General features: G+C 71.2%; 19 protein-coding genes. 4 read left to right on the top strand and 15 right to left on the bottom strand.

Features of this window, described 5'->3' with window-relative positions:
• Nucleotides 1-36 precede the first annotated feature (36 nt).
• Complete coding sequence (locus ACIP79_RS26195) at nucleotides 37-2,307, bottom strand: M4 family metallopeptidase (protein ID WP_401227076.1); 2,271 nt, start codon at nucleotides 2,305-2,307, stop codon at nucleotides 37-39.
• 1,004 nt (nucleotides 2,308-3,311) lie between these two features.
• On the opposite strand from ACIP79_RS26195, the gene ACIP79_RS26200 reads away from it, so the two are divergent.
• Nucleotides 3,312-3,884 carry a hypothetical protein gene (locus ACIP79_RS26200; protein WP_401227077.1) on the top strand — a complete coding sequence of 191 codons (573 nt, stop codon included), beginning with the start codon at nucleotides 3,312-3,314 and terminating at the stop codon, nucleotides 3,882-3,884.
• A 160-nt stretch (nucleotides 3,885-4,044) separates the two neighbouring features.
• Here ACIP79_RS26200 and ACIP79_RS26205 read toward each other — a convergent pair whose 3' ends face one another.
• Entirely contained in the window at nucleotides 4,045-5,907 is a 1,863-nt protein-coding gene (locus ACIP79_RS26205) for a LamG-like jellyroll fold domain-containing protein (protein ID WP_401227079.1), read from the bottom strand.
• 500 nt (nucleotides 5,908-6,407) lie between these two features.
• Between ACIP79_RS26205 and ACIP79_RS26210 the strand changes: the two genes are divergently transcribed.
• Entirely contained in the window at nucleotides 6,408-9,614 is a 3,207-nt protein-coding gene (locus ACIP79_RS26210) for an alpha-L-rhamnosidase (RefSeq protein WP_401227081.1), read from the top strand.
• 97 nt (nucleotides 9,615-9,711) lie between these two features.
• Here the strand turns inward: ACIP79_RS26210 and ACIP79_RS26215 are convergent, their stop codons facing one another.
• Nucleotides 9,712-10,413 carry an SDR family oxidoreductase gene (locus tag ACIP79_RS26215; protein ID WP_401227082.1) on the bottom strand — a complete coding sequence of 234 codons (702 nt, stop codon included), beginning with the start codon at nucleotides 10,411-10,413 and terminating at the stop codon, nucleotides 9,712-9,714.
• A gap of 93 nt (nucleotides 10,414-10,506) precedes the next feature.
• On the opposite strand from ACIP79_RS26215, the gene ACIP79_RS26220 reads away from it, so the two are divergent.
• Together ACIP79_RS26220 and ACIP79_RS26225 are read left to right on the top strand one after the other, a co-directional pair.
• Nucleotides 10,507-11,070: a TetR/AcrR family transcriptional regulator gene (locus ACIP79_RS26220; protein ID WP_401227084.1), complete on the top strand. Its 564-nt coding sequence runs from the start codon at nucleotides 10,507-10,509 to the stop codon at nucleotides 11,068-11,070.
• An 86-nt stretch (nucleotides 11,071-11,156) separates the two neighbouring features.
• Complete coding sequence (locus ACIP79_RS26225; RefSeq protein ID WP_401227085.1) at nucleotides 11,157-11,642, top strand: hypothetical protein; 486 nt, start codon at nucleotides 11,157-11,159, stop codon at nucleotides 11,640-11,642.
• 3 nt (nucleotides 11,643-11,645) lie between these two features.
• Here ACIP79_RS26225 and ssuE read toward each other — a convergent pair whose 3' ends face one another.
• From ssuE to ACIP79_RS26285, 12 genes are all read right to left on the bottom strand, one after another.
• Nucleotides 11,646-12,275 (bottom strand): NADPH-dependent FMN reductase, encoded by a 630-nt coding sequence (ssuE, locus tag ACIP79_RS26230; RefSeq protein ID WP_401227086.1) that lies wholly within the window; start codon nucleotides 12,273-12,275, stop codon nucleotides 11,646-11,648.
• Between the two features lie 176 nt (nucleotides 12,276-12,451).
• Nucleotides 12,452-13,228: an alpha/beta hydrolase gene (locus ACIP79_RS26235; RefSeq protein ID WP_401227088.1), complete on the bottom strand. Its 777-nt coding sequence runs from the start codon at nucleotides 13,226-13,228 to the stop codon at nucleotides 12,452-12,454.
• 1 nt (nucleotide 13,229) lies between these two features.
• The gene (locus ACIP79_RS26240; RefSeq protein ID WP_401227089.1) at nucleotides 13,230-14,264 is read right to left on the bottom strand and encodes an LLM class flavin-dependent oxidoreductase; all 1,035 of its coding nucleotides are present in this window, start codon (nucleotides 14,262-14,264) and stop codon (nucleotides 13,230-13,232) included.
• A 103-nt stretch (nucleotides 14,265-14,367) separates the two neighbouring features.
• Nucleotides 14,368-16,101, bottom strand: a complete 1,734-nt coding sequence (locus ACIP79_RS26245) for an FAD-dependent oxidoreductase (RefSeq protein ID WP_401227091.1) — start codon at nucleotides 16,099-16,101, stop codon at nucleotides 14,368-14,370.
• A 10-nt stretch (nucleotides 16,102-16,111) separates the two neighbouring features.
• Nucleotides 16,112-17,452 (bottom strand): LLM class flavin-dependent oxidoreductase, encoded by a 1,341-nt coding sequence (locus ACIP79_RS26250; RefSeq protein WP_401227092.1) that lies wholly within the window; start codon nucleotides 17,450-17,452, stop codon nucleotides 16,112-16,114.
• A gap of 94 nt (nucleotides 17,453-17,546) precedes the next feature.
• Nucleotides 17,547-18,398 carry an ABC transporter ATP-binding protein gene (locus ACIP79_RS26255; RefSeq protein WP_401227094.1) on the bottom strand — a complete coding sequence of 284 codons (852 nt, stop codon included), beginning with the start codon at nucleotides 18,396-18,398 and terminating at the stop codon, nucleotides 17,547-17,549.
• On the bottom strand, nucleotides 18,395-19,201 hold the full coding sequence (locus ACIP79_RS26260; RefSeq protein ID WP_401227351.1) for an ABC transporter ATP-binding protein: 807 nt from the start codon (nucleotides 19,199-19,201) through the stop codon (nucleotides 18,395-18,397). Before ACIP79_RS26260 ends, ACIP79_RS26255 begins: the two co-directional genes overlap by 4 nt.
• Before the next feature lie 248 nt (nucleotides 19,202-19,449).
• The gene (locus tag ACIP79_RS26265; RefSeq protein WP_401227096.1) at nucleotides 19,450-20,340 is read right to left on the bottom strand and encodes an ABC transporter permease; all 891 of its coding nucleotides are present in this window, start codon (nucleotides 20,338-20,340) and stop codon (nucleotides 19,450-19,452) included.
• Nucleotides 20,341-20,342: 2 nt separating this feature from the next.
• Nucleotides 20,343-21,371: an ABC transporter permease gene (locus tag ACIP79_RS26270; RefSeq protein ID WP_383688339.1), complete on the bottom strand. Its 1,029-nt coding sequence runs from the start codon at nucleotides 21,369-21,371 to the stop codon at nucleotides 20,343-20,345.
• A 58-nt stretch (nucleotides 21,372-21,429) separates the two neighbouring features.
• Nucleotides 21,430-23,004, bottom strand: a complete 1,575-nt coding sequence (locus ACIP79_RS26275) for an ABC transporter substrate-binding protein (protein WP_401227097.1) — start codon at nucleotides 23,002-23,004, stop codon at nucleotides 21,430-21,432.
• Between the two features lie 473 nt (nucleotides 23,005-23,477).
• Nucleotides 23,478-24,389 (bottom strand): DsbA family protein, encoded by a 912-nt coding sequence (locus ACIP79_RS26280; protein ID WP_401227099.1) that lies wholly within the window; start codon nucleotides 24,387-24,389, stop codon nucleotides 23,478-23,480.
• Nucleotides 24,386-24,820: an RrF2 family transcriptional regulator gene (locus ACIP79_RS26285; protein WP_401227100.1), complete on the bottom strand. Its 435-nt coding sequence runs from the start codon at nucleotides 24,818-24,820 to the stop codon at nucleotides 24,386-24,388. The genes ACIP79_RS26280 and ACIP79_RS26285 overlap by 4 nt, the downstream gene beginning before the upstream one ends.
• Nucleotides 24,821-24,873 lie beyond the last annotated feature (53 nt).

Here is a 24,873-nt window from a genome sequence, read left to right on the forward strand (position 1 = left end):
GGGCAGCTCTGGGCGAGGTGGCAAGGGCTGGAAGGGTTACGGGGTGAGCTGCCACCGCTCGATGTAGCCGACGTCGATCGAGGCGACGTCACGGACCCGCAGGATCCAGGTGCCGTTGACCGGTTGCGCGGAGGCGTCGACCGTGAAGGTCTGGTCGACGTTGTCCGCCGAGCCGCCGCTGCGGTTCAGCAGCGAGTAGACGGTGCCGTTGGGGCCGACCAGGTCGACCGTCAGGTCACCGCGGTAGGTGTGCACGATCTTGACGTAGACCTGGGTGGTGGCCGAGGCGTTGCCGTCCTGGCCGGTGATGACGACCGGGGACTCCACCGCGGCGCCGACGTCGGGGATGTCGACGCGGGTGCCGTTGGCGTAGATGTACGCGATCCGCCAGACGAAGCTCACCGGGGCGGTCGCCCCGGTGCTGTCGGTGACCGTCAGAGTCACGTCACTGGACCCGGCAGCGGTCGGAACGCCGGAGATCAGTCCGGTGTCGCTGATCGTCAGTCCGTCCGGCAGGCCGGTCGCCTCATAGGTCAGGCCGGCACCGGAGTTGGTGGTGTAGGCGTCGATCTGGAGGGAGACCTCCTGGCCGACGCCGCTGGTCTGGTCGTCGATCGGGGCCACGTTGACACCGAGCGCGATCCGGTCGCCGACGTTGATCCCGGCCCAGGCCGCGGCGACGGAGAGGTAGGTGTCGCTGTAGGCGCCGAACAGGTCGGCCGCGGCCTGCAGGGTCGCGGTGCGGGCAGCGGCGTAGTTGGTGGTGGAGGTCATGTAGGTGGTGAGGGCGCGGTACCAGATCTGTTCGGCGTTCTCGATGCCGATGCCGGTCACCGCCACGCCGTCGTAGGTGGGGCTGTCGTAGTCGACCCCGTTGACGGTCTTGGTGCCACTGCCTTCGGAGAGCAGGTAGAAGAAGTGGTTGGCCGGACCGGAGGAGTAGTGGACGTCGATGCTGCCGAGTGAGGAGTCCCAGTTGTCGCGGGAAGCCCCGTCCTTCGACGGCTTGTCCATGTAGCGCAGCGGGGTGCCGTTGCCGCGGATGTCGATCTTCTCGCCGACCAGGTAGTCGGGGACGTCGGCGGCCAGGTCGGCCTTGAACTCCACGGCCGCGGCGAAGATGTCCGACGTCGCCTCGTTGAGGCCGCCGGACTCGCCCGAGTAGACCAGGCCCGCGGTGGCGCTGGTGACACCGTGGGTCATCTCGTGCGCCGCGACGTCAAGGGACGTCAGGGGGTGGGTGTTGCTCGCGCCGTCGCCGTAGGTCATGCAGAAGCAGCTGTCGGACCAGAAGGCGTTGACGTACGCGTTGCCGTAGTGCGCCCGGCTGTAGGCGGCCACACCGTCGTTGCGGATGCCGTTGCGACCGAAAACGTCCTTGTAGTAGTCCCACGTCGCCGCGGCGCCGAACGCGACGTCCACACCGGCTGTCTGCCGGTCGGCCGTGGTGCCGTCTCCCCAGACATCGTTGTCATCCGTGAAGAGGGTGCCAGTGCCCGAGGTGCCCTGGTTCAGGTCGTACGTCTTGTGGCCGGCCCGGTCGGGGTCCGTCAGCTGGTACGTGGAGCCGACGAGCGTGGTGCCGAGCGGAACCGGTCCGCTGAACTGGCCCGTGCCGCTGCCGGTGTGCACCTTCTCGAAGTCGAAGAGCTTCTTGCCCGAGGTGGCGTCGGTGACGACGTGGAGTTCGCTCGGCGTGCCGTCGTGCTGCATGCCCTCCACCACCGACTCCCAGGCCAGGACCGACCTGGCCTCGCCGGCCCAGACGACCAGCCGTGGGGCGCCCTCGACCGCGGGGCTCTTGGCCTCCGCCTTCCTGGCGGTGGCGAGCGCCTGGCCCGCGGCGGTGCCCGAGGTGACCTTGGGGCTCGTCGTCGGCACCTTGATGGCGGCCTCAGTCGCCTCGGACACCGTGCTGCGAGCGCCCTTGACGTGCACGACGAGGTCGCCGCCGAGTACCGGCAGACCGGCGTAGGTGCGCTCGTAGCGGGTGTGGGTGGTGCCGTCGGCGTCCTTCGTGACGTCCTTGACGACCAGCTTCTCCTTGGCACCGAGGCCGAGGTACTTCGCGGTGTCGCCGACCGTCCGCGTCGCGCTCTTCAGGAGCGCGGTGCGCTGGGCGGGGGACAGTTCGGCCGGAGCCGCACCGGCCCGGGGAGTGGCGACGATCTTGGCGTCGTCGCGGTCGCGGGGGGCCGCCGATCCGACGCCGGTCTGGAAGCCGGCGGCGAGCAGCGTGCCCGCGGCCGTGAGGGCCAACGCCGCTGTGCGTCTGCGTCGGTTGGAGGTGGGGGATGGCCGGAACAAGGGCTTCTCCTTCTGCGACGGTGGCCTGTGATGCAGGCCGGGAGAGCCGGTCGGCGGGGTGTGGCCGACCGGCGACGCGCTGAACGGGGAAGGGCGCGCCCGAGAACACACACGAGGCGTGTCCGAACTCGGTGGCGCGCAAGACGTGGGGGCGTGAAGGAACAGTGAACGCGCGACGATCAGACTGACACCGCCCGCACGATCTTGTCATGGATGCGACAACAGAACGGCTCGAACTGGCCCCCGTGTACTGGGGGTTCGCCGTCGAGCGGGGCGGTTTTCGGCCGCGGGCGGACGGGTGACCGCCTTGGCCGGGGGCGTCTCCTCGGCTGAGGGGCCGGGGGTTGACGGTGGGGGTGCCGCTCAGGCGGTTGGGCCGTTGGGGTGGGAGTCGGCGGTGGGGGTGCCGCTCAGGCGGTCGGGCTGCGGGGGTGGGAGTCGGCGGTGGGATTGCCACTCAGGCGGTCGGGCTGCGGGGGCGGGAGCCCGATGTGGGACCGTCACTCGGGCCACCGCGCCGCCGGAACGGAAGCCCCGCGTGGGACTGCCACTCAGGCAGTCGGGCCGCCGGGGCGGGAGCCCGACGTGGGACCGCCGCCCAGGCCACCGCGCCGCCGGAACGGAAACCCCGCGTGAGACTGCCACTCAGGCAGCCGGACCGCCGAGACGGAAGCCCGACGTGGGACCGCCGCCCAGGCCACCGCGCCGCCGGAACGGGAGCCCGGCGTGGGACCGCCGCCCGGCCACCGCGCCACCGCGCCGCCGGAACGGAAGCCCCGCGTGGGACTGCCGCAGGGAGCGGGACTTTCGAGCCCGGATACGCGGTGGGACTACCGCTCACGGGGCCGTCACCCGGCGCGGCTTCCCGCGCCCCCTCGTGCCCGCGCGGTGGCCCCGTGACACGCCTGTCGGAGAACCCCGTCGGGTCACCGCGACTGGCGGCGGCGAGGGCGTCGTGACAGGGTCGGCTTGCTCGTGAACGTGGCTTTGGTGAGGGAGAGTTCGTGGACACGCAGGTGTGGGACGCGCTGGTGGCGTCGATGAAGAACGCGTACACCGCGGGTCTGGGCGACGGGACGGTGCCCCGCCCGGTCATCATGCCCCTGGTACGCGGTGAGTTGGTCGGACTGATCTGGGTGCGCCCACTCAAGTCCGGCGACGACGCGCTCACCGGCATCGCCCAGCTCTCGAACATCGCCGCGGCGGCCGGCGCCGACGAGGTGGTCCTCGCCTGGGAGACCCGCGATGTCGCCACCGCCTGCGAACTGCCGGTCGTCGGCCCGGCCCCGTGTCTCAACATGGTGCACGCCACGAAGGAGGGGCACATCCTCCACCAGTTCCCCTACACCGAGCAGCCGCCCGCAGGCTCCCCCGACGACGGGGCCGCGGTCGCACCCGAGTGGCTGCCCGCTCCGGTGCCGCAACCGGACGGAGAACTGGTCGTGCCGGTCAGGGCCGCCGTCGACTACTCCTTCACCCCGCTCGAACTGGACCACCCCTCCCCCTTCGGCGTCACCGTCATCCTGATGGAGGAGGACGGCTTCAACGTGCGCCTGACCGAGGCGTTCGCCCCCTGACCCAAGCGTTCGGCCCCCTGACCGAGGCGTTCCGGCCCCCTGCACGAACGGGCGCGAGCGAACCGGCAGCCGCTGACCGTCGTACCGCGGGAAAGGGCGCGGCCGCCGCCGGTCCGGCATCGGTGCCGGACCGGCGAGGGGGTGCGAGGCACGCCGCGGCTTACTCGAAGGACGTGAGGAAGTCCCGTACGGGCAGGGCACGGTTGACGATGCGGGTGTCGCCGATCCACCCGTAGAAACCCTGTCCGAAGTTCTCGTCGAACTGCGTCCCGCCGATGACGAAGGGCTTGCCGAGCGTGGCGATGCCCGTCGACGGCTGGGACGGGTTACGGGCGATCTTCGACCCGTCCACGTACATCACTGTACGGCGGCCGTCGTTGACGACGGCGATGTGCATCCAGCGGCCCACCGGGACGGCGTGGCTCCAGGATGTCGGGTCGGCGTCCTGACGGTGCGGGTAGACGACGTACTGGAGGAAGCGCTCGGGCGACAGGTTGAGGCTGCACGTGGGCTCCAGCGGGGACCAGCCGGTGGTCTTGCCCGCGTCGCCGTTGCGCCCCTCCCAGCTGAGGATGCCCATCCAGCTGTGGTCGCCGTCGAAGGGCTCGGGCAGGCGGACGAAGGTCTCGATGGTGTAGCCGCGGGTGAACTTCTCGTTGTTCAGGGCCGCGTGAGGTCCGGTGGTGAGGACGGCGCCGCGGTCCGGGCTCTGGCCGCCGTCGAAGCGAAGGCTGGCGTGCGCGGGCTGGCCCACGTGGTGGTCGGCAGACCAGGTGAGCGCCTCGGGGCCACTGGAGTGCAGGCGGCTCACGGTCAGGTCGTTGCCGTTGCCGGTCAGGTCGCGCACCCGCGTCCCGTCGGCGACCGGGGCGCCCACGGTGCCTGACGCGTCGAAGCGCCAGTACGCGAGCGTGCCCCGCAGCATCACGGCGGAGGCCGGACGCGGCTTCGGCGGTACGACGGGGGCGAAGCCGGCGAACCGCTCCTCGAAGTCGATGTCCAGGCTGAACCGGTCGACGTCGCCGGTGAGTTCGATCGTCTCGGCCTCCAACGGCGCCCGCTTACCCGGGTCGCGGGCGAGGAACCACGGCGAGAAGGTCTCGACGTCGATGACTCCGCGGGCCAGGTCGAAGCCGTACGTACGGATCATGCCGGCGCCACCGTAGTAGCGGTCCTGGTAGTTGGTGATGTGGACGTGGACATCGTTGTCGGAGTCGTTGGTGAGGACGGTGCGCCCCGGCGGCCAGTAGTGGCCGCCCAGCGCCAGGAAGATCTGGTCGTTGCCGCGGACCAGGCCGTCCCACAGACGCTTGCCGTTGTCCGACAGCTGCGCCTTGCCCTCGTCGTCCGACCAGACGATGTCGTGCGTGGTGAGGATGGCGGGCAGGGTCGGGTGCGCGTCGAGGACACCCTGTGCCCAGCCCAGCCCCTTGTCCGACACCCGCCAGTCAAGGGCCAGAACGAGCCACTCACGGCCCGCCGCGTTCAGCACGTGGTAGCTGTTGTAGCCGTCCGGCGAAGCACCCCGGAAGGTCGGCATGGAGGCGTAGCGCTTGGGCCCGAACGCCGTGAGGTAGGCGGAGTCACCGCGCTGGTCGTCCGTGGAGGAACGGATGTCGTGGTTGCCCGCGAGGACGCTGTAGGGCACCTTGCCGTGGATGGTGCGGAAGGTGTCGGCGGCGAGTTCGATCTCGTCCTCGGTGCCGTGCTCCGTGACGTCGCCCAGGTGCGTCATGAAGGCGATGTTCGCCTCGGCCCGCTCGGCGACGAGATAGCGGAAGGTCTCCTTCAGGGGCGCCGGGTCCGCGCTGTCGGCGTCGAAGAGGTACTGCGTGTCCGGGAGCACGGCCAGCGCGAAGCGCGGACTCTCGGGATCGAATCGGCCACCGCCGCCGGACGTGGCGGAGGCCTCCGCCGGTACCGCCGTCGAGGCGGCGACCGCCATGCCGACGGCCGGTACGGCGACCGCGGCCCGCAGCAGCGAGCGTCTGCCCGGTCCGTCCTGATGCCCTGTGGTGCTCATGTGTCCTCCATGGGAGCGAGGTTGGGATCAGTCCGCACAGTGCTGATCAGCGATGGCCGGGCGATGGCAGGAAGCTGAACGCCGCGTTCTGTTCGCCGCACGATTGGCAGCCGCTCCTGGCGGGCGACGCTGCCGCTCCGGACGGGCCGTGCAGTCGCCCCGGCCGGTCCGAGCGGTCGCTCCGGCCGACCCGCGCCCGACCCGGGCCCGAGCGGCACCGGTGACGGCACCCGCGCGGCGACGGAGCGGTGCCGGAGCGTCATCGGAGCGGTATCGGCCCGGCTTTCGGACAACCCGCGAACGGCCGAATTCGGCGGGGGAATTGAAACCGTTCAATCGCCCGTTCCGCAGTCGCGTCAGACCCGACGGAAAGCGCATACCCATCCGACGCCCCGTCAAGAAAGTCTCTGCACGCTCATTGACCCTCATCCCGCGCGCCCCTACGTTCACCTACGTTCACCGCTGTGAATCGATTCATCCTTTCTACGTGAGGGGCCGCAATGATCAGCAGGAGGAACATACTGGCGGGAGCGGCGGCCACGGTGGCCGCGACGGCCGCCGCGGGACCGGCAGTGGCCGCACCGGTTTCCACCCCCGCCAAGGCGCCAGCGCGACGCGGCGCCGTACGCGTCACCACGCCGACCGTCGAGTACGTACAGCACCCCTTGGGTCTCGACTCCCAACGCCCCCGGCTCAGTTGGCCGATGGCCTCGGACAGTCCGGGAGTGCGCCAGAGCGCCTATCAGATCCGTGTCGCCTCCAGCGAGTCCGGCCTCTCGCACCCGGACGTCTGGGACAGCGGGAGAGTCACGTCCGGTGAGTCCGTGCTCGTCCCGTATGCGGGCCCTCAACTCAAGCCACGCACACGGTATTTCTGGTCCGTCCAGGTGTGGGACACCAGCGGCGGGGTCTCCGGCTGGAGTACGCCGTCGTGGTGGGAAACCGGCCTCATGGACGCCTCGCAGTGGTCCGCGCAGTGGGTGTCCGCTCCCCCGGCCCTCACCGACGCGCCCTCGCTGGAGGGCAGTTCGTGGATCTGGTTCCCCGAGGGCGACCCGGCCGGGAGCGCTCCGGCGGGCACCCGTTGGTTCCGCCGAACCGTCGAGATCACGGACGCGGTCACGGCGGCGACCCTGACCATCACCGCGGACAACGTGTACGCCGCCTCCGTGAACGGCACCGAGGTGTCCCGCACCGACCTGGCGACGGAGTTCGAGAACTGGCGGCGCCCCGCGATCATCGACGTACTCCCCCAGTTGCTCTCCGGCAGGAACGTCATCGCGGTCTCGGCGATCAACGCGTCCGAGGGTCCCGCCGGACTCGACGCCGTCCTCACCCTCCACACGGCCTCCGGCGAACAGCGGACCGTCACCGACGACTCCTGGAGGTCGACGAACCAGGAACCCGCCGCCGACTGGCGCGAGGCCGGCTTCGACGACAGCGGCTGGCCCGCGGCCAAGGAGGCGGCGGCCTGGGGAGCCGGCCCCTGGGGGCGGGTCGTCCCGGTGAAGTACGCCGCCAACCAGCTCCGGCACGAGTTCCGGCTGCCGCGCAAGAAGGTGGCGCGCGCCCGCCTGTACGCCACGGCTCTCGGGGTCTACGAGGCCCACCTCAACGGCCGCCGGGTGGGCCGCGATCAGCTCGCTCCCGGCTGGACCGACTACCGCGAACGCGTCCAGTACCAGACGTACGACGTCACCAAGCTGCTGCGGACCGGTCCCAACGCCATCGGCGCGTACGTGGCGCCGGGCTGGTACGCGGGCAACGTCGGCATGTTCGGGCCGCACCAGTACGGCGAACGCCCGGCTCTGCTCGCGCAGTTGGAGATCGAGTACACCGACGGTACGAGTGAGCGCGTCACGTCGGGCACCGGCTGGCGGGCCGCCGCCGGGCCGATCGTCGCCGCCGACCTGCTGGGCGGCGAGACGTACGACGCGCGCAAGGAGACCCCCGGCTGGACCGCAGCCGGCTTCGACGACCGGACATGGCTCGATGTCACCGACGCCGGTGACGCCGCTCCCGGTCTGATCGTCGCGCAGGTGGACGGCCCGGTCCGGGTGGCCGAGGAACTCGCGGTCAAGAAGGTGACCGAGCCCCGTCCCGGCGTCTTCGTCCTCGACCTGGGCCAGAACATGGTCGGGGCGGTACGGCTGCGGGTCTCGGGCGACGCGGGAACGACCGTACGGCTGAGGCACGCCGAGGTCCTCAACCCGGACGGCACCCTCTACACCGCGAACCTGCGCACGGCCACGGCGACCGACACGTACACCCTCAAGGGCCAGGGCGAGGAGACGTACGAGCCGCGCTTCACCTTCCACGGTTTCCGCTATGTCGAGGTGACCGGGTTCCCGGGCACTCCTTCGGCGAAGGCCGTGACCGGTCGCGTGATGCACACCTCCGCGCCCTTCACCTTCGACTTCGAGACCGACGTCCCGATGCTCAACAAGCTGCACCGCAACATCACCTGGGGCCAGCGCGGCAACTTCCTCTCCGTCCCGACGGACACGCCCGCGCGCGACGAGCGGCTCGGCTGGACGGGTGACATCAACGTGTTCGCGCCGACGGCGGCCTACACGATGGAGTCGGCCCGCTTCCTCACCAAGTGGCTCGTGGACCTGCGTGACGCGCAGACGAGCGAGGGCGCCTTCACGGACGTGGCTCCCATGGTGGGCACGGTCGGCAACGGTGTCGCCGGGTGGGGAGACGCGGGGGTGACGGTCCCGTGGGCGCTGTACCAGGCGTACGGCGACCGGCAGGTGCTGGCGGATGCCTGGCCGTCGATCCGGGCCTGGCTGACCTACCTGGAGAACCACAGCGAGAACCTGCTGCGGCCGGCCGGGGGTTACGGCGACTGGCTGAACATCGAGGACGAGACGCCGAAGGACGTGGTCGCCACCGCGTACTTCGCGCACAGCGCCGACCTCGCGGCCCGTACGGCGGAGGAACTCGGCGAGGACTCCGCCCCCTACCTCGACCTGTTCGAGCGCGTGCGCACGGCGTTCCGGAACGCCTACGTCGACGCCGGCGGCAGGGTGAAGGGTGACACGCAGACCGCCTACGTCCTCGCCCTCTCGATGAACCTGGTGCCGACGGATCTGCGAACGGCGGCGGCCGACCGTCTCCTCGCCCTGATCGAGGCGAAGGACTGGCACCTGTCGACGGGCTTCCTCGGTACGCCCCGGCTGCTGCCCGTCCTCACCGACACCGGGCACACGGATGTCGCCTACCGGCTGCTCCAGCAGCGCTCCTTCCCCAGCTGGGGCTACCAGATCGACAAGGGCGCGACCACGATGTGGGAACGCTGGGACTCCATCCGGCCCGACGGCAGTTTCCAGACCCCGGACATGAACTCCTTCAACCACTACGCCTACGGTTCCGTGGGCGAGTGGATGTACACGAACATCGCCGGCATCTCGGCCGGCCGGCCCGGCTACCGCGAGATCGTCGTCCGGCCCCGGCCCGGCGGTGACGTCACCTCGGCGCGCGCCACGTTCACTTCGGTCTACGGCCCGATATCCACCCAGTGGCGGCAGCGGTCCGACGGGTTCCTGCTGACCTGTGCCGTGCCGCCGAACACGACCGCCGAGGTGTGGATTCCGGCGAAGGCTCCGGAGGCGGTCACCCACACCCACGGAACGTTCCTGCGGACCGAGGACGGCTGCGCGGTGTACCGGGTCGGTTCCGGCCGCCACCGCTTCACGACGTAGCGGGAAGTCCCGGCGTTCGTGGCGCGGGGTGGCGGTTGCCGGTGGTGCGTCCACCGGCGCCGCCGCCGCGAGACCCGCGGGTACGACGTGCCGCCGATCAGGCCTTGAGCTGCGGGTAGAGGTTGGTGATGTCGCCGGACAGCGCGGCCTTGGCCTGGCGGGAGGTCTCGTCGGCGAGCACCTCGTACGCGCCCTTCTCGATCCCGTCCAGCGCCTCCCTCGCGATGTCGGCGGGCTTCGACTTGGGCTGGGTCACCCCGGCGGTCATGTCGGTGTCGACGTAGCCCATGTGCAGGCCCGTCACGCCGATACCGCGGGCAAGCAGCTCGATACGGAGGGCGTTGGTCTGGAGCCACAGCGCGGCCTTGGTGGCGGAGTAGGCGCCGTGCAGGGCGACCCAGGAGAGCGCCGAGTGGGCGTTCAGGATGTGGCCGCCGCCGTTGGCCTCGATCACCGGGACGAAGGCCCGGGTCAGGTTCAGCGGTCCGAAGAAGTTGGTCTCGAAGACGTTGCGGATGTCCTCGATCGGGGCGTCCAGGTAGGTGTCGGGCGAGCTGCCGCCGGCGTTGTTGATCAGCACGGTGACGTCGGGCGCGGCCACCACCAGCGCGTCGACCGAGGCCTGGTCGGTGACCTCGAGAGGCAGCGTGACGACGCGCGGGTCGGTGCTGGGCAGGGGCTTGCGCGCGGTGGCGTACACCTTGCTCACGCCACGGGTGAGCAGGTCGTCCACGATCGCCTTGCCGATGCCGCGGTTGCCGCCGGTCACCAGGACTACGGCGCCTTCGAGAGTGGTCATTTCAACTCCAGGGAGAATGAGAAACCGATCGGTTTCCGCTCACCGTAAACCGATCGGTTTCTTCTGGCAAGCCGAGCCGGTACTCTCGGTGCCATGACGACCTCGACGACACCCCGCGAGCGACTGCTCGAAGCGGCGGGCGAACTCTTCTACCGCGACGGCATGGGTGTCGGCGTGGACGCCCTGTGCAAGGCCGCAGGGGTCTCGAAGAAGTCGATGTACCAGCTCTTCCGGTCCAAGGACGAGGTGATCGCGGAGAGCCTCGCCGGCCTCGGCCCCGGCTATCAGGCCGCTCTGCTGCCGGACCCCGACGCCGACCTCTCACCGCGCGAGCGCGTCCTGACCGTGTTCGAACGGCAGGACCGGTTGCTCAGCGAGGGCGGACTGCTCGGCTGCCCGTTCGTGAGCGCCGCGGTGGAACTGAAGGACCCCGGGCATCCGGGCAGCGTGGTCGCGCGCCGCATGAAGCAGCACCTGACCGACTACTTCCAGGAGCAGCTGGTCGCCGCCGGCGCCGAGGATCCGGAGACCCTGGCCGTGCAGCTGACGATCGTGTTCGACGGCGCGAGCGCCCGGGCCGTCGTACGCGCCGAGGCGCTCAGGGGCATCGGCGCGACCACGGCGACCGCCCTGCTGGCAGCCGCCGGGGTCGAGTAGCGGGGGCGGGCGTCCCATGACCGACATCTCCCCGGGCCAGTGGTGGGAGTCGCTGCCGCCCGAAGTCCGCGACGAGGTGGACGGCCATGTCCTGCGGGATGCCCGCCTTCCGGCGGTCCTCGTCGTGTTCGAGGTCTGCCGCGCCCGCGGTCTGGGCCTCCACGAAGCCCAACTGGTCGTCCACGAGCGATACGTACGGCACCGGGACCGGAATCGCCCGTACCGCCGACAGCCCGCTCGACCTGGAGTCCCTGGGCGCCCGAGCAGCCGGTGTTCCCGGCCGCGTGGTGGCGATCGAGGCGGTCTGGGACGGTGACACCGTCCACGACTGGTTCGTGCTTCCGCTCGCCGTGACCGCCGACCCCGCGGGCGGGCATCCGCTCGCCACGATCTACCGGGACTCCGCCGTACGGCACCTCGGCGACGAGGATCCCGGCCCGCTGCACCCGTCGGCCTTCGCCGCGGACAGAGCCGGCAGAGCCCTCGCCGCCCGCCTCTCGGTCCCCTTCCGCTTCGCCGGTCCCGACACCCCTGGAGACGAGGCGCCGGGGCGGCTCCGAGCCCATGGCTGACCGCTAGCCCGCGCTGCGCGCCACCTGCCTGCCTCCCGCCTGGAGTCCGGCGGCGGCGTGCGCGGCGGCTGCCCGGCCGGTCAGGGGCGCCGGCACGCTCGTCAGTCCGCCGAGCGCCGTCGAGAACCGGTCCGTCACCTGGGCCAGGGCCTCCGCGGCGGCCGGGGCGACGGTCAGGGTGCCGTTGTCGGCGACGGTGAGGTCCTTGTCGAGGGTGAACCAGCCCGGAACGATGTGCGCGGCGCCCATCGAGCTCAGGACCGGGCGCAGCGCGTAGTCGATGGCCAGGACGTGGGCCGTGCTGCCGCCGGTGGCGAGCGGCAGCACGGTCTTGCCGGTCAGCGCGTACTGCGGGAGCAGGTCGAGCAGTGACTTCAGCAGCCCCGAGTAGGCGGCCTTGTAGACGGGCGTGCCGATCACCACGCCGTCCGCCTGTTCGAACAGTGCCGTGGCCTCGACGATGGCGGGGTGCCGGAAGTCGGCGCCGAGCAGGGCTTCGGGGGGCAGGGTCCGCACGTCCAGCGGGGTCACGTCGTGGCCCTGGCGCCGGAGCCGGTCGTCCAGGTGGCGCACGAGCCGTGCGGTGCGGGAGGTGGCGGAGGGACTTCCGGAGACGGACAGGATGGCGGCCATGAATGGACCTTCCGGGTTCGGGGTTTTCAGAAGTGCCGGGACCGGGTGGACGGCGGGGGGACCGGGTGGACGGCGGGCCCGCCCGCCTATGCCGGCCGCCTACGCCGCCCTCCTACGCCGCCGTCCGCCCGGCGGCGGCAGGGTCGGCGCGCCGGTTCGCGGACGGACGGCGGTGCTCACCATGCGCTGGATTCCACCGCGACGACCGGCACGAGTTCGTTGCGCAGCGTCTCCAGGAAGGTGACGGTCTCGGCCGCCACCGAGCGGTGCTGCAGGTCGTTGAGGACGTCGTGGTGTGCGCCCTGGACGATCGAAAGGCGGGCACGGGGCAGGGACTTGGCCGCGCGGGCGAGTGCGTCGTGGTCCGCGAGCGGGTCGGCGTCGCCGATGAGGAGCAGCGCCGGGACGCCGGCTTCGCTCTCGTAGGCCGCCGTGAGCAGGGGGCCGGGCAGGGCTTCGTCGAGCGAGCCCCGCCGGACCTGGGAGTCGTCGGTGAGTGTGCCCCGATGGGCGGGGCAGGAGGTGCGTACGTCGAGTTCGTCGTCCCACTCGCCGACGGTGGTCGCCGTGTGGCCGGGGAGGCCCGCGAGTACGACGGCGTCCGGCCACCATGCCGCGGAGGGCGACGGGGCCTTCGTACGGCTGAGGAGTGCGGCCACGGCCGCGGCGCCCGAGTCGGCTCCCACCAGTACGACGGGGTGGACGACGCCGGCCTCGGCGGCGGTGCCCTCGACGGCCTCGGCGAGCCGTGTGCCGAGGCGGTCGAGCGAGCCGGGAAGGTCGTCGGCGTCGATGTCCGGTGCGTCGACGACCCGCACGCGGTAGGCGTCGGCGGCGAGCCGCCTGCCGAACCGGCCGTAGGTGGCCCGGGTCTCTCCCCTGCCGGGCACCACCACGACAGTGCCACGGATACGGAGGCCTTCGGGGCCGTGGTGGTCGGTGTACTCGGTCATCTCACACTCCTGCGGGTTCTGGTTCGGGATCGCGCGCGGGCTTCCAGCCCAGGGCGGGTGCCACCTCGGTCGCGATGAGCTCAAGGGCTCGGAGCGCGGCGTCGTGGTCGGGGACGGCGGGGTTGAACTGGGTGATCAGGTCGGTCGCGACCGGCAGGACCCTCTCCTGCCGTAGCGCCGCGACGATCTCGTCGGGGTGGCCGTAGAAGGAGTGGAAGCGGCGCAACGCCTCGTCCCTGTCGAGCCCTTGGGGGAAGGCCCCGCTCTCCGCCATGCGCAGCGCCGCCCGGTGGACGTCGTCACCGATCTGCCGGAGAGCGGTGCTCCGGTCCTTCGCGGGGAACACGAAGCGGGACAGCCCGATCCGGGGCCGTCGCGGTCGGTCCCATGCGGAGAGGAACGCATCCGCCCAGGGCCGCTGCACCTCGTCGGTCGGGGCGTCGAATCCGTACGCCGCCCGGTTGAGCAGGAGGTTCGAGCCGCCGCTCGCCGCGTAGGCCGCTCCCTCCCCGCTGAAGACGCCCTGCCAGATCCGGTCGGCGAAGCCGGTGGCCGGCGGCTGGATGCGGAAGCCGCGCGTACCCACTTCCTCGTTGGCCAGTGCCTGGCGCAGCACGGAGAGGTTCTCGCTGGTCAGCTCGCGTTTGCGGGCCGCGTCCTTGCCGAACGCGGCGTACTCCAGAGCGCTGGATCCGCTGCCGACACCGATCTCGACGCGCCCGCCGCTCAGGGTGTCGACGGCGGAGACGTCCTCGGCGAGGCGGACCGGGTCCTCCAGTGGAAGGATCGTGATGGCGGTGCCGAGCCGGATGCGGGTCGTTTGCGCGGCGGCGTGGGCCAGGAAGGTCCACGGCGAGGACAGTCCGCCGCCGCCCAGGGAGACATGGTGCTGGGCGACCCAGCCGACGTCGAAGCCGAGTTCGTCGGCGACGACGAACAGTTCCTGCGCGTTGCGGTAGGTGCGCGACAGGTCGTCACCGCGGCCTTGGACATGGGTGAGGAAGCCGAGCCTGAAACGCGGGGTCTCGGTCGTCATGGGTGGATCGCCTTTCGGGGTTCGGCCCGCGGGGAGTTCACGGGAAGCCGAAGTTGACGCATCGTCAGTTCCCTCTGCTCAAAGCCGGGTTCACAAGGCGCCTTCATGCCCGCACCGCGCCTGCGGTGACGAGGGCGCCGGTCACCGCGGGCCGGCGACCACCGCCCAGTACGTGGTCGAGAACTCCTGCCGCCCCTCCGGCGGGCAACTCGGTGCCTCTCCAGGCGACATGCTGGTCGGGGCGTACGAGGACGTCCTCGGCGCCGTAGACCGCTCGCGCCGCCGGGTCGGTCAGGTGGACAACCGTGAACGGCAGGGACCGGGCCGCGGCTTCGGCGGCGAAGGCCCGCTCGACCTTCCGGTTCTCGGTGAGCACGAGCAGGGCGAAGGAGTTGCCGATGCGGTCGTGCAACGTCCCTCCGTACGGATCGACGGGGCCGTCCGGTGCCCGGTGGCCGGGCCGCGGGTCGTCCTCGTAGCGGTCCGCGCGCCAAGGCGGCTCGGTGTCGAGCTGGCCGGGTTCGTACCAGATCACCGACGAGGCGTCGTACCGCTCGTCGAAGGTGACTCCCACCGCGTCGACGTGGTCCCGGCGCAGCCGGTCACCGATCGCGGTCCGCCGCCGTGCCGCCTCGGGGCCGAGGTCCGCGTCGTCGGGGATGCCGCCTCGGCGTATCTCGTCGAGGGTGGCCCGTGCGCGCCGCGAACGCTCCAGGGAGTGGTCGGCGATCCGCCAGTTGTGCCTGCGCCGCTCCTGGTCGTAGGAGTCGAGCAGCGACTCGGGGGCCTGTCCTTCGAGCACCGCGGCCAGCTTCCAGCCGAGGTTGACGACATCCCCGATGCCCTCGCCGAGGTTGCCGCCGGGGGTGCGGACGTGGGCTGCGTCCCCGGCGAGCAGGATCCGGCCGCGGCGGAAGGTCTCGGCGATGCGGGTGGCCTCGTAGAAGGTCGTCGCGGAGACCAGTTCGAGGTCGAGGTCGAACCCGAAGGCGGCACGGCCGATCTCCAGCAGCTCGTCCTCCCCGGGCTCGTACGCCAGTGGGTAGGGACCGGCGTACACGCGCCACTCGCGGCTGCTGACCGCCGCCAGGAATCCGGAGGCGCGGTGGTTGAAGACGAGGTTGGTGGCGCTCGGCGCCGCGCCGACGCGGTCGGAGATGTCGCCGGTGCGGACGATGAGGCGCAGCCGTTTCTCGGTGGCGTGCTCGCCCTCCCGGTCGATGCCGGACAGCCGGCGGGTGGTGCTGCGACCGCCGTCGGCGCCCAGGACGTACGCCGCGCGGACGGTGCGCCGTTCGCCGGATTCGGTGTCGGCGATCTCGGCGACCACACCGTCGGCGTGTTCGCGTAGTGCCCGCAGTTCCCAGCCGCCGGACACGCCGACGCCGCGTTCCCCGAGGTGTTCGAGGAAGACCTGCTGGAGCACGGTCTGCGGCCGGCGCAGCGCCTCACCGGCCGGCTGTCCTACGTCGCCGTCGAACGCCGGGCGCGGCACGGGCACCAGTTCGTGTCCGACGAGTGAGGTGAGGAGTTTGATGCCCTGGTTCCACTCCGGCGGGAAGGTCCAGGCGTCTCGGACGCGCTGGAGGAGCCCCCAGCGGCGGAAGTGCTCCACCACGCGCGGGGTGTGGCCCATCGCGCCCGCCCGTACCAGCGTCGCGGTGCGGGCGCGGTCGACGACGGCGACCTCGACGCCGCGGGCGGTCAGTTCGGTCGCCGCGGCCAGGCCGACCGGGCCGGCGCCGACGATCAGCACGTCGACCGTCGTCGGCGGTGCGGCGAGGGGGAATCGTACGGTGTGGACGTCACGCCCACCGGTCACCGACAGTTCGCTCATGGTCCTGGCCTCAGTCGGTCACGAGCTGGGGCTCGCGGGTGTGGCGGTTGGCGGGGATCGGCAGGCCCAGGTTGCCGCGCAGGGTGTCGGCGGCGTACTCGGTGCGGAACAGTCCGCGCTTCTGGAGGAGCGGGACGACGCCGTCGACGAAGAGGTTGAGGTCGTCGGTGGTACGGAAGGCGAGGTTGATGCCGTCGAGGGTGCCCGCGTTGAACCAGTGCTCGATGCTGTCGGCGACGGTCTCCGGGGCTCCGACGAACGGTGAACGGCGGAACGCCGTAAGGGAGTCGGCGACCTGACGCAGCGACAGGTTCTCCTGCGTGGCCCGCTCGATGATCTTCGCTGCGCCCGTCCTGCCGCCCTTCTCGGCGAGGTGGGCGACGTCCGGGAAGGGCGCGTCCAGGTCGTGCCGGCTGAAGTCGTAGGCGCCGAAGGCGCGGCCCAGGAGCGCGAGGTTGCGGTCGAAGTCGTTGTCCTCCTCGAAGATCTCCCGCTCACGGAGACGGGCGGCCTCGTCGGTGGCGGCGACGACCGGGCCGCCGTGGATGAAGATCTTGATGTGCTCGGGGTCGCGGCCGTACGCGGCGGTACGCCTCTTGATGTCGGAGTAGTACTCCTGCGCCTGCTCCAGGAATCCGCCCGGCGCGTAGATGCCCTCGGCGACCCGCGCGGCCAGGTCGCGGCCCTCCTCGGAGACCCCGGCCTGGAAGATCACCGGCTGGCCCTGCGGCGAGCGGGAGAGGTTGAGCGGTCCGGCGATCCGGAAGTGCTCGCCCTCGTGGTCCAGGGCGTGCAGCTTCTCCGGGTCGAGGAACAGGTTGCGCTCCACGTCGGCCGGGAAGGCGTCGTCCTCGTAGGAGTCCCACAGCCCGCGGGCGACCTGGACGAACTCCAGGGCGCGGCCGTAGCGGGTGGTGTAGTCGAGGTGTTCGTCGAGCCCGAAGTTCCTCGACGTGCCGGTGTCGAAGCTGGTGACGACGTTCCAGCCGGCCCGGCCGCCGCTGATGTGGTCGAGCGAGGCGAACCGACGGGCCAGGTTGAAGGGCGAGTTGTACGTCGAGCTGGCCGTGCCGACCAGGCCGATGTGCCTGGTGTGGGTGGCGACCGCCGAGAGCAGGGTGAGGGGCTCCAGCCGGTTGAGGTAGTGCGCCGGGTAGGTGGAGTTGATGAACTGGCTGTCGACGACGAACAGGGCGTCGAAGAGGGCGTGTTCGGCCGCCTGCGCCTGCTGGATGTAGTAGTTGATGTCGATGCTGGCGTTCTTGGCGACGCGCGGGTCCTTCCACAGACCGTGCTGGCCGGGGCCGCCGACGCCGTACGGGTGCAGCGCGAGGTGGATCGTACGGGACATGGGGGTGTTCCTTTCGGTGGTGCGTTCAGGCCTGTCGGTGGTGTGCTCAGGCGCTTCAGGGGGGGGCAGACCCGGCGTTTCGGGCTGGACGGGCTCAGGCGTTGAGGAGGGCGCGCAGTGCCTCGCGCTCGGCGCGGCCGACGGGGCTCCCGCGCAGGGTGGGCGCCGAGCTGACCAGCAGCCGGGTGTAGACGTGCCGCGGGCTGGTGATGACGTCGCGGGCGGCGCCGACCTCGACGAGTTCGCCCTGGTAGAGGACGGCGATACGGTCGGCGGTGCCGGCGATGGATCCGAGGTCGTGGGAGATGAACACGAGGGCCACTCCTTCGGCCCGGAGTTCCTTGAGGATCTCCAGGATCTGGACGCGGTTGGCGGAGTCCAGGGCACTGACCGGCTCGTCGAGGATGACGAGTCGGGGCTCGGTGACCAGCGCCCGTGCCACGGCGACCCGTTGGCGCTGGCCGCCCGAGAGTTCCCCGGGCAGCCGGTCGAGCAGGTCCGCGGAGAGACGGACGCGGTCGAGGAAGGAGCGGGCCCGTGCCGTCGCCTCCTGACGCGGAACGCCCTGGACGAGCAGCGGTTCGGTCAGCGAGTCCTCGATGGTGAGGTCGGGGTCGAGGCTGCGCAGCGGGTCCTGGAAGACGTACTGGATCACGCCGCGACGGCGCAGGGCGCGCCACTGGCGGTTGCGGTACGCGGTCACGTCCTCGCCGGCGATGCGGATCGAGCCCGCCGACGACGGCACCAGGCCGAGGAGGGCGCGGGCGAGGGTGGACTTGCCCGACCCGGTCTCGCCGATGACGCCGATGGTCTCGCCGGGTTCGACGCTCAACGAGACCCCGTGCAGGGCCCGGCGGCGCCGGCGGCCCAGGCCGTAGTGCACTTCGAGGCCGGTGATGTCCAGCACCGGGCCGGGGTTGTGGGACTTGGTCCGCTCGGTGGTCACGACGCCTCCTGCGGTGCGAGGAACTTCTCCAGGCCGTACTGGTCGTGCTCGGCGATGAGCAGCCGGGTGTACTCGTGCCGCGGGTTGTGCAGCACCTCGCGCGTCGGGCCCTGCTCCACCACGTGTCCCTCGCGCATCACCAGGACCTCGTCGCAGAGTTGGGCGACGACGGCCAGGTCGTGGGAGACGACCACGAGTGCGAGGCCTGTCCGCTCCCGGAGTTCGGCGAGCAGGTCGAGTATCTCCGCCTGGACGGTGACGTCGAGCGCCGTGGTGGCCTCGTCGGCGATGAGGATGCGCGGTTCGGCGGCGATCGCGGCCGCGATCAGGACGCGCTGGAGCATGCCTCCCGAGAGTTCGTAGGTGTACTGGCTGTAGACCAGTTCGGGGTCGCGGAGTTGGACCGCCCGCAGCAGCTCCGCCGCACGGTGGCGGGCGGCGCGCCGTTTCAGGCCCTGCTTGGCGCGGATGACCTCGGCGATCTGGGCGCCCACGCGGATCGAGGGGTTGAGGTAGGACGCCGGGTCCTGGAAGACGGCGCTGATGGTGGCCCCCCGCAGCTCCGTCCACCGGCGCGGGGTGAGGGTCGCGATGTCGGTGCCGGTGATCTCGACGGAGCCGCCGGAGACCTCGAAGTGGGCGGGCAGGATGCCGAGCGCGGCCCGGCAGGTGAGGGTCTTGCCGCTGCCGGACTCGCCGACGATGCCGACGGTCCTCCCAGGCGTCAGCTCGAAACTCACGCCGTGGACGATCTCCCGGTCGGTCACCGGGTCGCTGATGCGGACGTCTCGCAGAGCGAGCACCGGCGCGGGCGGCGGGTCGGGCGGGCCGGCCGGGTCGGCCTCGGACGCTCGGGTCCGCTCGGGGCGTTCGGGGCGCTCAAGCGCGGAGTTCTCGGTGCGCTCAGGCGCCGGGTTCTCGGTGCGCTCAGGCACGGACTTCTCCGTACGCTCAGGCGCGGAGCTCTCCGTACGCTCAGGCGCGGAGCTCTCCGTCCGTTCGGGCGCGGAGCTCTCCGACCGCTCAGGCGCGGACTTCTGGGACAGCGTGCTCATCGGGCACCTCCGGCGGAGACGGGACCGGCCTTGTCGAGGCGGTTGGCGCGCGCCTTGCGGGTGTTGAGCAACGCGCGGCCCGCCTCCCCGGAGACGTCGCGGATGGCGTCGGCGAGCACGTTGCTGGCCCAGACCGTGATCATGATCAGCAGCGCGGGGGCCAGCGGCGCCCACGGCTGGTAGTTGAGGTAGCCGAGGTCCGAGGCGAGCAGCCCGCCCCAGGTGGGAGCGGGAGGCTGGACCCCGATGCCGAGGAAGGTGAGGCTGGAGACGATGACGAAGCCGACCCCGATGGTCTGCGCGAGGGCTACCGCGATCGGCGGGAGCACCTTGGCCCAGACGTGACGGCGTACGACCCAGCCGACGGACGCACCGGAGATGAGCGCGGCCTCCACGTACGGGGACCGGGCGACGGCCAGGGTGGCGGCGCGGGACACCCGGTAGAAGAGCGGGGAGACGAGGGCGCCCGTGACCAGCATGGCCTGGGTGATGCCGTTGCCGAGCAGCGCGATCACGGCGACCGCGAACAACAGGAACGGCAGGGCGACCAGGGTGTCGGCGAGCCGCAGGGTGAGCCACTCGAAGACGCGGCCGAGGTAGACCGAGAGGATGCCCGGGACCGCGCCGACGACCAGTGCCATCAGCGCGACCTCCAGCGAGCCGAGCACACTGACGCGGGAGCCGTCCAGAAGGCGGCTGAACACGTCACGGCCGAGGTAGTCCGTGCCGAGCCAGTGTGCGCCCGAGGCGGCGGCGAGCGTGTTGTCGCTGGTCGCCAGGGGGTTCTGCGGAGCGAGCCAGGGGCCGAAGAGCGCGAGCAGTGCGATGACGGCGAGGATGGCGACGGCGATCCGTCCGGACGTGAGCGCGAGGACGCGGCGCACCATGGTCACACCCCTCGTTGGGATGCCGGCGTCACGCGTGCCAGCACCAGGTTGACGATCAGGTTGAAGGCGACGACCAGGACGATCGAGACCACGAGCACGCCCTGTACGGCGGGTACGTCACCGGCCTGGGCGGAGTCGTTGGCGAATCTGCCGAAGCCCTGGAGGCCGAAGATCCACTCCGTGACGACGGAGGCACCGACCAGCGTGGGGAACTTCAGGCCGAGCGTGGCGAGCGCGGGACCGAGTCCGTTGCGCAGCACGTGGCCGAAGAAGATCCGGCGCGGACTCAGCCCTCGTACGACCGCGCCCGTCACGTAGTTCTCGCGGTAGGCGGCGACGAGGCTGCCGCGCAGTTGGCGGGCGACGTCGGCGATGACGTCGAAGCTCAGGGCGAGTGCGGGCAGGGTGATGTGCGCGAGCCACGGGCCGACTCCCTGTTCCGCCGGGACGTAGCCGGCGGCCGGGAAGACGTGGAGTCCCACCGCGAGCACCGCGACCAGCACGATGCCGACGACGAAGGCCGGCATCACCGAGATCACGGTGACGAATCCGGTGATGGCGCGGTCGATGGCGGTGGTGCGTTTCAGCGCGGCGACCGTGCCGAGGACGAACCCCACGACCACGCCGATGACGAGCGCGAAGGTCGCGACCGACAGGCTCACGCCCAGGCCGAGGCCGATGAGGGTGGAGATGTCGGCGCCGTTGGTCCAGCTGGTGCCGAGCTGTCCGTGCAGGATGCCGGTGAACCAGTCCCAGTACTGGGTCAGGAACGGCTTGTCGAGGCCCCACTGTGCCTCGACCCGTGCGACCGCCTCGGGTGTCGCCTCCTCGCCCAGTTGGATCCGCGCCGGGCTGAGCCCGCTCAGCGACCGCAGCGCGAACGTCACGAACGTCGCGACCAGGAAGACGGGCACGAAGATCGCGATCGACCGGGCGAGGGTGACCAGGACGCGGCCCAGCGTGTGCCGCGCCCTGGTCATGGCGACCCCGCGACGGCGGGAAGGCGTGGCCTGTACCGCGGTCGTCGTCATGGGTTGCCCCCTCTCTGTAGTGAGTTGAGCTCTCTGTGGTGAGCTCGGTGAACGGATGTCAGTTGGCGCCGGAGATGGTCACGCCGGTCCAGTCGATGTGGGCCGGGTTCTTCGGCAGTCCGGAGATGGACTTGCTCTTGGCGATGAGGTTCGGCTGGGAGTAGGTGAAGACCAGCGCCTTGCTCTCCAGGCCGGCCCGGGTCGCGGCCTGGAGGACGTCCGCGTAGTCCGGGGAGTCCAGCGGGGTCTGGCGGACCTTGGCGATGGCGGCCTCGAAGCCGTCGGGCTCGTACGGGGAGCTGAGGTTCAGCGGGCCGTTGGGGCCGAAGTGGGCGGTGAGCGTCTGCGCGGCGGAGTCGCGGCCCGTGGTCCCGTAGAGCGAGAACGTCAGGTCCTTGGCGAAGAACGGGGTGGCCCAGTTCTTGTCGATCTTGATGTTGACCGTGATGCCGACCTTGGCGAGCTGCGACTGGACGACCTCGGCCTGCGGGTCCTCCGCCGGGATGACCAGGTCGAGCTTGATCTCGCCGGACTTGTAGCCCGCCTCGGTGAGGAGCTGCTTCGACTTGGCGGGGTCGTAGGCGTAGTCGTTCTCCGACTTGGGGTCGTAGGCCACATACCCCTTGGGGAAGGGCTGGTTGGTCGTGGAGCCGTAGCCGAAGGTCAGCTTGTCGACGAACTCCTGACGGTTGATCGCGTAGCGGACGGCGTCGACGACCTTGTCGTTGTCGAACGGCGCCTTGTTGATGTTCAGGCTGATGTTGGAGGCGTTGAAGCCCGGCTGGACGAAGACGTCCAGGCCCGCCTTCTTCGCGGCGGCGGCCTGACTCGGGTCGATGTCCGCGAAGTTGTAGACGCCGGTCTGCAGACCGGAGACGACCGTGGAGGCGTCAGGGGCGGAGGTGAGTTCCACGTTGTCGATGTGGATGTTCTTCGCGTCCCAGTAGTCCGGGTTCTTCTTCAGCACGACCTTGGTGCCCGGCACCAGTTGCGTGACGGTGAACGGTCCGGCGCCGACCGGGGACTGGTCCAGCTTCTCCGGGGACTTGGCGGCCTTGGGGCTGGCGATCTGCAGGACGCGCTCGCCGAGCAGCTGCGGGATCTGGTAGTCGACCTGGCTGAGGTGGATGACGGCGTCAAGTCCCTTCGCCTGCACGGACTTGATGGAGGTCAGGTCGCCGAAGAGCGCGGAGTTCTTCTGCTTCTTGGCCCGCTCGATGGCCGCCTTGACGGCCGCCGCGTCGACCGGTTCACCGTCGCTGAACTTCAGGTTCGGCCGCAGGTGGAAAGTGATCTCGTCACCCTTGTCGTTGTACTTCCAGCTCTTGGCGAGGTCCGGGACGGCTTTGCCGCTCTCGTCCGTGCGCGTCAACGACGCGTAGACGAGGGCGAGTTCGCGGAACTGGGCGCCACTTCCGCCGACGACCGGGTCCCAGTGGGTGGGGAAGTAGGACGAGGTCCACTTCAGCGTGGCGTCGCCGTTCGCGGTGGAGGCGTCACCGGCGCAGGCGCTCAGGGCGGGGACGAGCACGGTGACGAGTGCGGTTCCCAGGGCGGCGGCGCGCAGTCGGCCGGCCCGTCGGGAGGATCGGGGGGCCAGTCTGGGGCGGCGGGGCGTGAGTCGTCCGGACATCTCATTCTTTCTTTGACGGCCCGGACCCCTGCCGTGCGGCGGGGTCGGGGCGCGGAAGCTGGACCTGTCCGCGCCTGTCGCCGGCCCAGCCGGGAGCGGGCATGGCGACGTGGCTTCGCTGCGCACGTCGGCACACCACGTTCGGGGCACGGGGTGTCGGCAGGTTCGCGGGGCGGACCGGGATGCGGGGAGGAGAGGGAGGAAGCGACGGGGCGCGGAGGTGGCGCGGGCGACGGGCGCGGCTCAGCGAAGCGGCGGGAGGCCGGTGCTGCCGGGAGCCGTCAGGCGCCGGTGGGCCGTGGCCGGCCGGCGGTCAGCGACAGAGGGCGCTGGAGGTGCGCCGCAGATCAACGTAGCGGCACTCCACGCCGGGGTGCGTCGTGAGCATGTTGCACATCCTGGGGGCAGTCGTCGGCGGCTGTCAATGGACACCAATTGGTGTCTCATTCGGCGGGACGGCGCCTGACCGCAGATCAGAGCCCTGCGTCGGCTTGCGGGATGGCCGCCGGGTGCACGGCCGCCTCCTCGGGGTGCAGCCACAGAGGGCCGTTGCCGGTCTCCACCCGGACCGCGTACGACGGCAACTCGCCCTCCGTCAACAGGCCGCGTTCCGGCTCCGTCAGGCTCCGGTGACACTCGAGTGCCACCGTCGCGGGCAGCGGCCCCGGGTCCATCAGCAGTCCCGGGCAGAGCTCCTCGACAGCCGCCGCGTACGCCTCGTAGGGCCGTCGGCCGGGCACCGCGCGGTACCCGCCGGGAGCGCGGAACAAAAGGGTCGGCAGGGCGTAACGGTGCCCACCGTCGGGCGTCTCCTTCGCCGCTCCGGGATGCGGCGTTCCGCCCGGCACGGACAGCACTTCGGGGACCGGACGGCGCGCCTCCGCACGGTCGGCGCGGACCTGTTCCCGTACGTCGGCGGACGCGGCGTCCACCGCCAGGCGCCCGGGGTCCAGGTCCGGCACGCCGCGCGCCGCGGACAGAGCCAGGGCTGCGGTGTCCGCCGGGTCGCCGAGCACGAAGACGGATTCCCGCAGCCGCCGCAGCACGCGTTCGGCCACCTCGGGGCCCTGGAGTTCCGCGGCCTTGGCGACGAGCGAGGCCGGCCAGGAGCTCGCCGCCACCCGCTTCAGCCGGACGGCGCGCGGGGCCTGGGTGTGCGCGCTGATGTCCGCCACGTAACGCGAGTACCAGGCCGTTTCGGCCGCGGGATCGGGCGCCGGGTCGTCGTCGTGGTCGAAGAGGATGGCGTACGCCCGCCGCCAGCGGACCCGGCCGGCCAGCGCCGCCCGCAGTTTCCTGAAGGCGGGTTCCGATCCCCACGCCCAGGGACACAACGGGTCGGTGTACTCGACGACTTCGAGGGCGGCTGCCGGGGGGTGGGTCACGCGGCGCCGATCCTCGGCCGCCGTTCGACCGCCTCGGCGGGCAGCAGGGAGGCCAGGGTCAGCCCGCCCAGAACGGCCGCGGCGCCTGCCTCGACCTGCCGCCACACCCCGGGCATCGCACCCGCGGGACCGGGGTAGTCGAGCCCGGCAAGCGGCTCGCCACGCAGGGTGATGACGTCGCCGTCGATGGCGCGCACCACGTCCAGCAGGGTGATGTCCTCGGGGGGCCTGCCGAGCCAGTAGCCGCCCTCGCAGCCGCGCTGGCTGCGCACCAGGCCTGCCTTGCGCAACTCGCCCACCACGGACTTCAGGAACCTGAACGGGATCTCCTGGGAGGAAGCGATGGCCTCACAGGTAAGCGGACGCTCCGGCTCACAGGCGAGCTCCAGAAGGGCCCGTGTGGCGTAGTCCGCCTTCGCGGAGATATGCATGCCCACATCATGCCCGACGGCCCGGCCGAAGCGCGGCTCTCCACCGCATCGCC

This window comes from Streptomyces sp. NPDC088747, from assembly GCF_044751025.1.
Taxonomy (GTDB): Bacteria; Actinomycetota; Actinomycetes; order Streptomycetales; family Streptomycetaceae; genus Streptomyces.

Excerpts from the sequence above, each read along its gene's own strand:
- ACIP79_RS26240 (WP_401227089.1), bottom strand. The coding sequence starts at position 14,264 with ATGACGACCGAGACCCCGCGTTTCAGGCTCGGCTTCCTCACCCATGTC.
- ACIP79_RS26245 (WP_401227091.1), bottom strand. The coding sequence starts at position 16,101 with ATGAGCGAACTGTCGGTGACCGGTGGGCGTGACGTCCACACCGTACGA.
- ACIP79_RS26275 (WP_401227097.1), bottom strand. The coding sequence starts at position 23,004 with ATGTCCGGACGACTCACGCCCCGCCGCCCCAGACTGGCCCCCCGATCC.
- ACIP79_RS26250 (WP_401227092.1), bottom strand. The coding sequence starts at position 17,452 with ATGTCCCGTACGATCCACCTCGCGCTGCACCCGTACGGCGTCGGCGGC.
- ACIP79_RS26265 (WP_401227096.1), bottom strand. The coding sequence starts at position 20,340 with ATGGTGCGCCGCGTCCTCGCGCTCACGTCCGGACGGATCGCCGTCGCC.
- ACIP79_RS26235 (WP_401227088.1), bottom strand. The coding sequence starts at position 13,228 with ATGACCGAGTACACCGACCACCACGGCCCCGAAGGCCTCCGTATCCGT.
- ACIP79_RS26205 (WP_401227079.1), bottom strand. The coding sequence starts at position 5,907 with ATGAGCACCACAGGGCATCAGGACGGACCGGGCAGACGCTCGCTGCTG.
- ssuE (WP_401227086.1), bottom strand. The coding sequence starts at position 12,275 with ATGGCCGCCATCCTGTCCGTCTCCGGAAGTCCCTCCGCCACCTCCCGC.
- ACIP79_RS26270 (WP_383688339.1), bottom strand. The coding sequence starts at position 21,371 with ATGACGACGACCGCGGTACAGGCCACGCCTTCCCGCCGTCGCGGGGTC.
- ACIP79_RS26285 (WP_401227100.1), bottom strand. The coding sequence starts at position 24,820 with ATGCATATCTCCGCGAAGGCGGACTACGCCACACGGGCCCTTCTGGAG.
- ACIP79_RS26220 (WP_401227084.1), top strand. The coding sequence starts at position 10,507 with ATGACGACCTCGACGACACCCCGCGAGCGACTGCTCGAAGCGGCGGGC.
- ACIP79_RS26215 (WP_401227082.1), bottom strand. The coding sequence starts at position 10,413 with ATGACCACTCTCGAAGGCGCCGTAGTCCTGGTGACCGGCGGCAACCGC.
- ACIP79_RS26225 (WP_401227085.1), top strand. The coding sequence starts at position 11,157 with ATGTCCTGCGGGATGCCCGCCTTCCGGCGGTCCTCGTCGTGTTCGAGG.
- ACIP79_RS26210 (WP_401227081.1), top strand. The coding sequence starts at position 6,408 with ATGATCAGCAGGAGGAACATACTGGCGGGAGCGGCGGCCACGGTGGCC.